This window comes from Methylobacterium sp. Leaf91 (assembly GCF_001422815.1).
GTDB lineage: Bacteria > Pseudomonadota > Alphaproteobacteria > Rhizobiales > Beijerinckiaceae > Methylobacterium.
In genome coordinates this window covers 44,304-54,935 of sequence record NZ_LMMP01000016.1, presented here as the reverse complement: position 1 = coordinate 54,935, position 10,632 = coordinate 44,304, and the positions used below count along the sequence as shown (strand labels likewise).

The 10,632-nt window shown below is 63.9% G+C and carries 11 protein-coding genes, 1 tRNA gene and 1 pseudogene; 5 read left to right on the top strand and 8 right to left on the bottom strand.

The window, feature by feature from the left end:
- Window positions 1-97: 97 nt before the first annotated feature.
- The 3 genes and pseudogenes from ASF32_RS25360 to ASF32_RS13625 form a co-directional block, all read left to right on the top strand.
- Window positions 98-370 (top strand): annotated as a pseudogene (locus ASF32_RS25360) (integrase core domain-containing protein); the annotation flags it as partial.
- A gap of 1 nt (window position 371) precedes the next feature.
- Window positions 372-518, top strand: a 147-nt coding sequence (locus ASF32_RS25355; protein ID WP_156467816.1) for an integrase core domain-containing protein, incomplete at its 5' end; no start/stop codon positions are given.
- 161 nt (window positions 519-679) lie between these two features.
- Window positions 680-886, top strand: a complete 207-nt coding sequence (locus ASF32_RS13625; RefSeq protein WP_156467814.1) for a hypothetical protein — start codon at window positions 680-682, stop codon at window positions 884-886.
- 186 nt (window positions 887-1,072) lie between these two features.
- On the opposite strand, the gene ASF32_RS13620 is transcribed toward ASF32_RS13625, so the two are convergent.
- The 3 genes from ASF32_RS13620 to ASF32_RS13615 form a co-directional block, all read right to left on the bottom strand.
- Complete coding sequence (locus tag ASF32_RS13620) at window positions 1,073-1,522, bottom strand: hypothetical protein (protein WP_056429320.1); 450 nt, start codon at window positions 1,520-1,522, stop codon at window positions 1,073-1,075.
- A 38-nt stretch (window positions 1,523-1,560) separates the two neighbouring features.
- Entirely contained in the window at window positions 1,561-1,728 is a 168-nt protein-coding gene (locus ASF32_RS25350; protein WP_156467813.1) for a hypothetical protein, read from the bottom strand.
- Window positions 1,729-1,964: 236 nt separating this feature from the next.
- Window positions 1,965-2,040, bottom strand: a tRNA-Glu gene (locus ASF32_RS13615).
- Between the two features lie 291 nt (window positions 2,041-2,331).
- On the opposite strand from ASF32_RS13615, the gene ASF32_RS13610 reads away from it, so the two are divergent.
- Both ASF32_RS13610 and rpoH read left to right on the top strand, forming a co-directional pair.
- Window positions 2,332-3,333: an RluA family pseudouridine synthase gene (locus ASF32_RS13610; protein ID WP_056429318.1), complete on the top strand. Its 1,002-nt coding sequence runs from the start codon at window positions 2,332-2,334 to the stop codon at window positions 3,331-3,333.
- A 297-nt stretch (window positions 3,334-3,630) separates the two neighbouring features.
- Window positions 3,631-4,521: an RNA polymerase sigma factor RpoH gene (rpoH, locus tag ASF32_RS13605; protein ID WP_056429316.1), complete on the top strand. Its 891-nt coding sequence runs from the start codon at window positions 3,631-3,633 to the stop codon at window positions 4,519-4,521.
- Window positions 4,522-4,588: 67 nt separating this feature from the next.
- On the opposite strand, the gene ASF32_RS13600 is transcribed toward rpoH, so the two are convergent.
- The 5 genes from ASF32_RS13600 to purB form a co-directional block, all read right to left on the bottom strand.
- On the bottom strand, window positions 4,589-6,157 hold the full coding sequence (locus tag ASF32_RS13600) for a hypothetical protein (protein ID WP_056429313.1): 1,569 nt from the start codon (window positions 6,155-6,157) through the stop codon (window positions 4,589-4,591).
- A 182-nt stretch (window positions 6,158-6,339) separates the two neighbouring features.
- Complete coding sequence (locus tag ASF32_RS13595) at window positions 6,340-7,632, bottom strand: adenylosuccinate synthase (protein ID WP_056429311.1); 1,293 nt, start codon at window positions 7,630-7,632, stop codon at window positions 6,340-6,342.
- A gap of 138 nt (window positions 7,633-7,770) precedes the next feature.
- Window positions 7,771-8,109: a hypothetical protein gene (locus tag ASF32_RS13590; RefSeq protein ID WP_056429308.1), complete on the bottom strand. Its 339-nt coding sequence runs from the start codon at window positions 8,107-8,109 to the stop codon at window positions 7,771-7,773.
- Window positions 8,110-8,200: 91 nt separating this feature from the next.
- Complete coding sequence (locus ASF32_RS13585; RefSeq protein WP_056429306.1) at window positions 8,201-9,046, bottom strand: D-amino-acid transaminase; 846 nt, start codon at window positions 9,044-9,046, stop codon at window positions 8,201-8,203.
- 104 nt (window positions 9,047-9,150) lie between these two features.
- Window positions 9,151-10,458, bottom strand: coding sequence for an adenylosuccinate lyase (purB, locus tag ASF32_RS13580; protein ID WP_056429303.1), 1,308 nt, complete (start codon window positions 10,456-10,458; stop codon window positions 9,151-9,153).
- Window positions 10,459-10,632: the final 174 nt, after the last annotated feature.

The window sequence follows — 10,632 nt, the reverse complement described above, 5'->3', positions numbered from 1 at the left end:
CCCGCTTCGCCGGGCTGATCAGGGGCGTCCCGCCATACCCATCCAGGGGGTCAAAGTTCGACGCCGATCCAGGGTCAATGTTCAACGCTGTTTGACAGGTCGACCCAAAAGCCTGCGGGTGGATAATGGACCGGAGTTCGCTGGGCGCATGCTCGACCAGTGGGCCTACCTGAATGGGGTCGAGATCGACTTCTCCCGACCGGGCAAGCCGACCGACAACGCCTACATCGAGTCGTTCAACGGCCGTCTGCGGGCGGAATGCCTGAACGCCTCGTGGTTCCTGTCGCTGGCTGATGCCCGCGAGCGCATCGAGGACTGGAGGTGCCACTACAACGAAGATCGACCCCACACGGCCCTGGGCGGCTTGACGNTCGTGGTTCCTGTCGCTGGCTGATGCCCGCGAGCGCATCGAGGACTGGAGGTGCCACTACAACGAAGATCGACCCCACACGGCCCTGGGCGGCTTGACGCCCCGAGCCTTCGCCGACCAAGCTGTCACTGTCCGAGAACTTGCATAGGTCGTGGACCACAAACGGGGTCAACTCCAAACCGACGATGCACTAACTTCGAACCTGGGCCACCGAATGGGGGCAGGCCAGGTGCCGCGGAGTTCGTGCTCGCGTCGAACCGTCCGCAAAGGCATCAGCCATCACCCAACGAGTTGCTATCTCCGGACGACGTGGCCGGCATCGACGATGTTGCCCTGAGGCATCAGGTCGGGCTCGTCATCGCCCAGAACGGCAGCTTGAAATCGCAACTCGATATCCTGAAGAGCCTGCGCAACGCCCCGACCTTGCGGTTGCCCGGTGATGCCCGTGCGCAGGGCGGCCAGGCCCCTCTCGCCAACCATCTCGCCCTCACCGAAACCGAGGTCGAGGCAGTATAGAATTTCATCGACCCTCGGCGGCTCAACGCACGAGGGCTCACGAGGGCCGAGGACGGTGCCATCGAGAGCAAGGATGGCCGCGCCTTCAGCTCCCCAGGCCTTGCCGATGCCCTGGAAAAAATCGTCAAAAGCTACGGCCGGTATGCCCGACGGATCAGATCGCTCCTGCGTAGCTGGTCATGAACGTTATAGGGGCCGGTAGGTGAACGATCCCGTGGCCTTGTCGAAGGTCTGCAGCTGGACGCGGCGCGGTGGGATGTTCAGCCCCGCGGTCACGATCCGGGTCAGCTCGACCTTGTCGTCGATCTCTTCTAGGGCAGCCTCGCATACTGCACGGGTCACGGTTTCTAGGGCCGTGCCCTCGGCCGCCAGCACGCTCTCGGCAAAGGCAGTCACGTTGGGGTCGGTCGCAAGGTGGGTCTGCAGCCAATTAAGCAGCACGCACTGCTTCCGATCATAGAGATAACCAGGACCGCTATTATCGAGGTGAAGCCAACCTTTCCTCACCCGTTCGTTCCAGAACGCCTCGTCCCTCATGTTCCGCTCGCCGGCCTGGGGTACGATCACGAGGTGCTCGACTGGATTTTCCAGTAGCCCGATGCGAAGCCGATCATTCGGATCCGCCGGCTGGTCCATACACCCCATGGCTGGGACGCCCTGTACAAGGTAGTGGTCTAGGTGTTGCAGCTCAGGAAACGCGGCAGGAGGGTGGATTGCGTTCGAGTGGGGACTTCGATCCTGATCGTACCGGCGTAGCAGCGCATACCCATGGCTGCGGTATCACCCGGCTCCAGGTGCTCGACGTCTATCCGCACCCCGGACTGCGCCTCGATTTCGTCCATGAAACGAATATGATCGGGGCTCAGCGAACTCCTAAAGAGGTCTCTTAGTGCTTCCGACATCTTGAGCCAGTCCGCGAATAATAACCTGAGCCTTTATGTAAAACGAGAACCATGGCGTGCTCCGCGGGGATCTAGCCGGTCTCCATAGCATCAAAGGGCCAATGTCCTCAACCGATCAACGAACGGCGATGATTTATTCGAATTTGAAAGTATTAAGAACCACTAACTATGTATTTTGGCGCTCCCTAGGGGAATCGAACCCCTGTTTTCGCCGTGAGAGGGCGACGTCCTAGACCGCTAGACGAAGGGAGCGCATATAGTCCTAGTACACCGCTAGGACTACTCTTACTAACAACACGAAGTCAACTCCCTTGGATAGGACTTTGGCAGCCAACCTCCGGCCCGCAGGCTTCGATGGTAGGGATACCAACCCTAACCCCTTGAACCTACACACATGGCAGGATGGTTGGGGGTATCAAGACGTCCTAGATCGCTAGACGATGGGAGCTTTCCGGGCGGCTGGCGATCGTATAGCGACGGTCGGGCGGGGGAGCAAGGCCTCCCGAGCGCTTAAATTTCATCGGCATCGAAAGAGATCATATCGTGCAAGAACCGCAGGACCGCCGTGTCGTCCTCGACCTGGACGCACAGGCGGAGCGCATCGACAGGGCGCTCGCCCGCGCGCTGCCGGACGTGTCGCGTTCGCGGTTGCAGGAGCTGATCCGTACCGGTCAGGTGAGCAAGGATGGAATCGTCGTTCTGGACCTCTCCCTGAAGGTCAGCGGAGGCGCCGTCCTCGACGTGACGATTCCTACGCCGGTGGATGCGACGCCGATGGCGGAGGCCCTCGATCTCGCTATCGTTCACGAGGACGACGACCTGATCGTCATCGACAAGCCGGCGGGGCTGGTGGTTCACCCGGCGCCCGGTCACGATGCTGGAACCCTTGTGAATGGCCTCATCGCTCATTGCGGCGAGAGCCTGTCGGGGATCGGCGGTGTACGGAGGCCTGGTATCGTGCACCGGCTCGACAAGGACACGAGCGGTCTCCTCGTCGTCGCCAAGAACGATCTGGCCCATAAGGGGCTCACGGCGCAGTTTGCCGACCATGGCCGTAACGGACCGCTGGAGCGTGCGTATCTCGCCCTGACCTGGGGAGCGCCGGAGCCCCGGCTGGGCACGATCGATGTCGAGCTCGCGCGCAGCCAGCGCAATCGCGAGAAGATCGCCGTCATGCGCCCGGGGAAGGGCCGTACAGCCATCACCCATTACGTCGTCGAGGAGATCCTAAACGCTGGCGCCGAAGTCGCCCTCGTCCGTTGCCGGCTCGAGACCGGACGGACGCATCAGATCCGCGTCCATCTCAGTCATCGCGGCCATCCGCTTCTCGGCGATACGGTCTATGGCAACGCCTTTAAGACCAAGGCCGGCCGACTCGGCGAAGCGGCGCGGGCCAAGCTCGAAGCTTTGGGTCGGCAGGCGCTTCACGCGGCCATATTGGGTTTCGAGCACCCACGCACCGGCGAGGTGCTGCGGTTCGAAAGCCCGATCCCGCCGGATATGGCTGCCCTCATCGCTGCCTTGCGGGTGCCATTGAAGCCTTGAAAAGCTAAGCAGCGTCTTTGGGAATCGGAGCGGAACCGTCGATCCCCACCACTGTTGCGGAGTTGCGCCTGTCAAGGATGGCCGGCAAACAGGTGTGCGGGCGCACCCCGACCCGCGGCCTTTCGTGTCACCTTCGAGCCATCGGCTCACTGGCGCGTTGTTAGCCAGGTTCGAGTCACGGACCGCTACCGTACCGTTTTCTTTCCGGGTAGGCTCGGGGAGTGGGACGGTCGGCTCATAGAGCGGCGGTTCGTTTCTGGTCTGCCCGGATGGGGGACCTTGTAGGGAGAGATGACTATGGCAGGCGCACTACCCGTGCTCGCCACCGAAGGTGGACTTTCGCGCTACCTCGATGAGATCCGCAAGTTTCCGATGCTCGAGCCGAACGAGGAGTTCACGCTTGCCAAGAGCTGGCGTGAAAAGGGCGACCGCGATGCGGCGCACCGGCTCGTGACATCGCATCTCCGGCTCGTGGCCAAGATCGCCATGGGTTACCGTGGTTATGGCCTTCCCATCGGCGAAGTCGTGTCCGAAGGGAATGTCGGCCTCATGCAAGCGGTCAAGCGGTTCGAGCCGGACAAGGGCTTCCGACTCGCCACCTATGCTATGTGGTGGATCAAGGCTGCGATTCAGGAGTACATTCTACGCTCTTGGTCGCTGGTGAAGATGGGCACCACCGCAAACCAGAAGAAGCTGTTCTTCAACCTCCGTAAGGCCAAGGGCAAGATCTCAGCCCTGGATGAAGGGGATCTGAAACCCGACCAGGTGGCTCAGATCGCGGTCAAGCTCGGCGTGCCCGAGCAGGACGTGATCGACATGAATCGCCGTCTGTCCGGCGATACCTCCCTCAACGCTCCCCTCCGCGAGGAAGGTGAGGGCGAGTGGCAGGATTGGCTGGTGGACAACAGCCCGAGTCAGGAAACCGTGCTCGCCCGCGAGGAAGAGGGCCAGAACCGGCTGACCGCCTTGCGCGATGCGCTGTCGGTCCTGAACCCGCGTGAGCGTCGCATCTTCGAGGCGCGCCGACTGGCAGACGACCCGATCACCCTCGAAGATCTGTCAGGCGAGTTTGGAGTCTCGCGCGAGCGCGTCCGACAGATCGAGGTCCGAGCCTTCGAGAAGATCCAGGAGGCGGTGAAACGCAACCTCGCTACCCGCGAGTCTCCGCGGGCGGCAGCTCACGCCTGAAGCTTCCTCCGAGAGGCACTGAGAGAGAAGGCTGGTTTCGCTGATGCGGAACCGGCCTTTTTTTCGCCTATCGACGCCATTGCTCGAAGGCCGAGCGGATGACCTGATTGCCCGAAGTGCCCTTCTCGAAAGTCAGGACGCCACGAGGGCCCGAGACGAACTTCATCGGTAGGTCGAACCAGTTGCGATGCTCCAACAGGTCGGTGTTCCGGTCTACATCGGCCTGAAGCGAGGACAGGCCGATCAGGAACAGGTTCTCCTTGACGCGTACCGGCAGGCCCGAGACAGGCGATCCCCGGCCCCCTTCTTCATCCTTCGCACTCAGAAGGCCGACATCCTGCACCGCATGCGTATCCCCGGCGGGGCTGGTGGTGGTGAAGGCAAGTTCGATGGTGTGGGACGCAGGAAAGGTGGGATCGAGGTTCCGTCGGATCGTCATCACCAGCGACAGGCCAGCATCGGCAAAGGTCACACGCCCCCGGATCACGGTCTCCAGTGGCTGGCCCTGTTCGCCATTCATCGCCTCGAGACGCCAGACCACCATGCCCTGGAAGGTGATCGGCTGTGCATTTCCGCCCGCTGTATTCTCTTCGAAAAGAACGGCCCGCTGTGCGACCGCCACATCGGGCTGGGTCGGTGCCTTGCCGGCATCCGGCGTTGCCGTCGTCGGGCGGGCGGGAGCCTGACGAGAGGTCTGGTCGCGTCGCTCCGGGAGGGCGGGAGCGTCACCGCCGATCCGATCTGCATATTTCGATGCCGCCGGATCGGACCCCTCCTCTTGTGTCTCCGTGATTCCAGGCTGCAGGTCCGAAGGTTTGTCGCGAAGCATGAAGGCCGCTACCGCGATGAGCCCGACGACGACCAGGAGAACGCTTCCCACGAAGACATTCCGGAGAAGGCGAGGGCGGCCCTTACGCGGGGCGACGACGTCGATCCGTGGACGATGCCGCGCATTCGAGGAATCGACAGGCATGCCCGCCGCGTCACGCTCGGCGGGCGGCGCTTCGATCGATGGTTCTATGGGTGATTCCGACTCCGTGGATTGACCAGATGGCGTCTCAGCGCCCGAGGTCATCTTCGCAGCGTCTCGCGCAGCTTTCCGGTCGGCGACCCTGTCGGCAGATTTCGCCTTCCGCGGCTTGATCGGCAAGACCGCAGCAGGGCCATCTGAGACAGGCACCGGTTCCACTGCCGGGGGAGGAGACTCGGGTGGCGACACATCTGCGTTTGCAACACGCGAGCGATCCGGCCGCGAGGGCCGAATGCCCAAGTTGGGCTCAGGTGCGGGCGGCAGGGTCGGTTCGGCGAAGTCGCGCTTGGTCGGTTCCGGTAATCGATCCGGAGCCGCCGCTTCCGGCAGGGTGTCGCGCTCCTCGGGGGCACCGAAGATCGGCGGCACGACATCGTTGGCCGCGGCGGCCGGCGGCTCACCAAATTCGTTCTCGACCCGTTCGATGGCGGTTTCGAGGGCTTTGCTCTCGAGGTCGATGTCGGCTTCGGATAGCGGTGGTTCGAGCGACCGGAGCTGTCCGATCAGAGCGCCGCGCGCCCGGTCATAGACCGCCTTACGCAGGGCGGGAGACCGATCCGGCATCGCTTGAAGCGCTCGTGCCAGCAAAGGGTAATAATCGGCCATCGAACCTCGGTCCGCCCTGTTCTCACCGTCCAGATATGGGCGCCCGGCGGGGCGCGACCGCATGATCCGCAATGCCTGTCCCTCGAACGAGGCACCCACCAGCCCTACAGCGCTTGATCACTCGGGAAATTGCCACCGGTCGCCTTGTCGCTACCCCAAGTGCTGAAGCCTCAGCCGGACGCTCAATCCTCGAAGGGATTGTGCATCAGGATGGTGTCGTTGCGCTCCGGCGACGTCGAGAGCAACGCCACGGGTGCCCCGATCAGTTCTTCGATCCGCCGTACATACTTGATTGCCTGGGCAGGAAGATCGGCCCATGAGCGCGCACCCGCGGTGGTGCCGGACCAGCCTTCGATGATCTCGTAGATCGGCTCGACCTTAGCCTGTGCCGCTTGATTGGCGGGCAAATGGTCGAGAACCTGGCCATCGAGGCGGTACCCGGTGCAGACCTTGATCTCCTCGAACCCGTCGAGGATGTCGAGCTTGGTCAAGGCGATGCCGTCGATGCCTGAGGTTCGGACGGTCTGGCGCACCAGAACGGCGTCGAACCAGCCGCACCGACGTTTGCGCCCCGTATTGACGCCAAATTCGCGGCCTTTGGCCCCGATCGTTTCGCCGATTTCATCGAACAGTTCGGTCGGGAACGGGCCTTCGCCCACGCGCGTCGTATAGGCCTTGGCGATACCCAGCACGTAGCCGATCGCGGACGGCCCCATGCCGGAGCCAGTGGCGGCCTGGGCGGCGACGATGTTGGAGGAGGTAACGAACGGGTAGGTGCCGTGATCGACGTCGAGGAGGGCACCCTGCGCGCCCTCGAACAGGATGCGCTTGCCCGCCCGGCGTTCGTCGTCGAGGAGCTTCCACACGGTGGTGGCGTAGGGGAGGATCGTCGGCGCGATCGCCTTCAATTCTGCGAGCAACGCGCCGGCATCGACCTCGTCGATCCCAAGACCGCGGCGGAGGGCATTGTGGTGGGTGAGCACCCGCTCGATCTTCGATTCCAGCGTGCTTTCGTCGGCCAAGTCGACCACGCGGATGGCCCGACGGCCGACCTTGTCCTCGTAGGCTGGGCCGATACCGCGCTTCGTCGTGCCGATCTTGAGACCGGCATTGGACGTCTCGCGGAAATGGTCGAGTTCCCGGTGAAGCGGAAGGATCAGCGTCGCGTTATCGGCGATGCGGAGGCTCTCGGGCGAGATCTCGACGCCCTGCGCCTGAAGCCGGGCGATCTCGTCCACGAGGTGCCACGGATCGACCACGACGCCATTGCCGATCACCGAGAGCTTTCCGCCCCGGACAACGCCGGAGGGGAGAAGCGCCAGCTTGTAGATCACACCGTCGATGACCAGCGTATGCCCGGCATTGTGGCCGCCCTGAAAGCGAACCACGACGTCAGCCTGCTCCGAGAGCCAGTCGACGATCTTACCCTTGCCTTCGTCGCCCCATTGGGCGCCCACGACGACGACGTTCGCCATTCACTTCAACCTGTCCGGTGCTCGCGTGGAAACGCCCCGCCGCGAAGGCGGGCCGACACGCATCTCCGGGGTCTTTCCGCGATCCCAGGCCGGAAATCAAGCAAACCGCGCCCGAAAGGCTTGGGGCGCGCCCAATTCCTAGCGCGCTTCCGTCCCCGGTTCGCGGCCCGGCAACTGGCCCGGCTTGATCACCGGCATGCCGCTGTTCTCGGACTCGGGAGGCTTAACCACCAGGCCCGGGGCGGAATTACCGGGCGGCGTGATGACGCCGTCGTTCTTCTCGAGCTTGTCGCTCAAGGTCGAGCCGCCGGTCCCTTCCTCGGACGGACGAACCTTCTCCGGCACCGTCTCCGTGGAGGGCGGGATGTTCGGGGAGGTGTCGCGCCCTTTCAGCGGTGCATCGGGCGACTGGGCATAGGCGCCCGACGCCGTCAGGGCGAAAGCAAGCAGTGCGGCGTGACGAAACAGTCTCGGCATCGATGTCCCCCAGAAAGTCGGGAGACAAACCGCTCCGGCGGCGATGCAGTTCCTATGGCGGCGCCGGATGACGGATGAGACCGGCCCGCCCTTATGCCCCGGCCATCTCCAGATAAAGTGCGCGCAGCCGCTTCGTCAGCGCGCCCGGCTTGCCGTCGCCCAGTTCGTGCCCGTCGATGTCGATGACGGGCATTACGAAGGCGGACGCGCTGGTGTAGAAGGCCTCCTCAGCCGCGAACGCCTCCCCCACGGAGAACAGCCGCTCCTCAATCGTCAGGCCTGCTTCCTCGGCAAGGCGCATGACGGCGAGGCGCGTGATGCCGGGCAGCAGGGCGGTGGAGAGCGGGCGGGTGACCACCTTTCCGCCGGTGATGATGAAGGCGGTCGACGAGGAGCCCTCGGTGACGAAACCGTCCTCCACCATCCAGGCCTCCGCGACGCCGGCCTTGGCCGCGTCCTGCTTGGCCAGAACCTGGGCGAGGAGCGCCACCGACTTGATGTCGCGCCGCTTCCAGCGGATGTCGGGGACGGTGATGACCTTGGCGCCCCGCTCCGCCAGCGGGTTCCTGGCCACGGTCTTGGCCTGCGTGAACATCACCACGGTGGGTTCGGTCTCGGCCGGCGGGAAGGCGAAATCCCGCTCGTAGGCGCCCCGTGTCACCTGCATGTAGACGAGACCCTCGTCGACGCCGTTGCGGCGCACCAGTTCGGTCTCGAGCCGGATCCACTCTTCGGTCGGGTAGGGATTGCGAATGCCGATCTCGCCCAGCGACCGGTCGAGCCGGGCCAGATGCGCCGCGTTGTCCACGAGACGGCCGCCGAGGACGGCCGACACTTCATAAATGCCGTCCGCGAACAGGAAGCCCCGGTCCATGATCGACACGGTCGCCGCCTCGAAAGGCACGAACTCGCCGTTGACGTAGACGATGCGCGACATGGAATTCTCTCTCGATCCGGACTGACGCGGCCACCTCGCCGCTACGCGATCCGCGAAGCACGAAATGTGCTCCGCGGATCACCACGTCGGGTTACGGTCCTGGCTCAGGCCGTACCGAAAACGCGCGAAAAAATCGTGTCCACGTGCTTGAAATGGTAGCCGAGGTCGAAGCACTCCTCGATCTGCTCAGGGCTCAGCGACGCGGTGACGCCCGCATCGGCCTTCAGCAGGGTGAGGAAGTCGCCTTCGCCGCGCCAGACCGGCATGGCGTTACGCTGGACCAGGCGATACGCGTCCTCGCGGGATACGCCCGCCTGCGTCAGGGCCAGCAGCACCCGCTGCGAGTGGACGAGGCCGCCGAGCTTGTCGAGATTTCGCTGCATCTGCTCGGGATAGATCAGCAGCTTGTCGATCACGCCGGTCAGTCGCGCCAGAGCGAAATCGAGAGTTACCGTCGCGTCGGGGCCGATCATGCGCTCCACCGAGGAATGCGAGATGTCGCGCTCGTGCCAGAGCGCCACGTTCTCCATGGCGGGGAGGGCGAACGAGCGCACCATGCGGGCGAGACCCGTCAGATTCTCGGTGAGGACGGGATTGCGCTTGTGCGGCATGGCCGACGAGCCCTTCTGGCCCTCGGAGAAGAACTCTTCCGCTTCCAGAACTTCCGTGCGCTGCAGGTGGCGTACCTCGATGGAGAGACGCTCCACCGAGCTCGCGACGACGCCCAGGGTGGCGAAGAACATGGCGTGGCGGTCGCGCGGGATGACCTGCGTGGAGACCGGCTCGGGGGTGAGGCCCATCGCCTTGGCGACATACTCCTCCACGCGCGGGTCGATGTTGGCGAAGGTGCCGACGGCGCCAGAGATCGCGCAGGTGGCGACTTCCTCGCGGGCGGCGACGAGACGGGCGCGGGCGCGCTCGAACTCGGCATAGGCCTGGGCGAGCTTCAGGCCGAAGGTCACCGGCTCGGCATGGATGCCGTGCGAGCGACCGATGGTCGGGGTCAGCTTGTGCTCGAATGCCCGGCGCTTGATCGCGGCAAGAAGCGCATCGACATCTTTGATCAGGATGTCGGCGGCCCGGACGAGCTGCACGTTGAAACAGGTGTCGAGGACGTCCGATGAGGTCATGCCCTGGTGCACGAACCGCGCATCGGGGCCCACAATCTCGGCCAGATGCGTCAGGAAGGCGATGACGTCATGCTTGGTGACCGCCTCGATGGCGTCGATGCGGGCGACGTCGAAGACCGCGTCGCGGCCCTTTTCCCAGATCGTCGCAGCAGCTTCCTTGGGCACGACGCCGATCTCGGCCAGCGCCGTGGTGGCGTGAGCCTCGATCTCGAACCAGATGCGGAAGCGGCTTTCGGGTGACCAGATCGCCGTCATTTCGGGGCGGCTATAGCGGGGGATCATGCGACGCCTCGGGCAGGACGGGTTGGAGCGATGAGGCTGGCGCCTAGCATGAGCGGAGGCTGCGCTCAACGTGACGTCACAGAAGCACTCTGTATGGAGTGATACATTTATGCATCGCAGTGGCGAAACCAGAGGCGTCCGAATAGCCGAGCTGATGCACTAACGACGGGATTT

Coding starts and splice junctions, on each gene's coding strand:
- ASF32_RS13620 (WP_056429320.1), bottom strand. CDS start 1,522: ATGGACCAGCCGGCGGATCCGAATGATCGGCTTCGCATCGGGCTACTG.
- ASF32_RS25350 (WP_156467813.1), bottom strand. CDS start 1,728: ATGGACGAAATCGAGGCGCAGTCCGGGGTGCGGATAGACGTCGAGCAC.
- rpoH (WP_056429316.1), top strand. CDS start 3,631: ATGGCAGGCGCACTACCCGTGCTCGCCACCGAAGGTGGACTTTCGCGC.
- ASF32_RS13600 (WP_056429313.1), bottom strand. CDS start 6,157: ATGGCCGATTATTACCCTTTGCTGGCACGAGCGCTTCAAGCGATGCCG.
- ASF32_RS13595 (WP_056429311.1), bottom strand. CDS start 7,632: ATGGCGAACGTCGTCGTCGTGGGCGCCCAATGGGGCGACGAAGGCAAG.
- ASF32_RS13590 (WP_056429308.1), bottom strand. CDS start 8,109: ATGCCGAGACTGTTTCGTCACGCCGCACTGCTTGCTTTCGCCCTGACG.
- ASF32_RS13585 (WP_056429306.1), bottom strand. CDS start 9,046: ATGTCGCGCATCGTCTACGTCAACGGCGAGTTCGTGCCTTTCGAGGCG.
- purB (WP_056429303.1), bottom strand. CDS start 10,458: ATGATCCCCCGCTATAGCCGCCCCGAAATGACGGCGATCTGGTCACCC.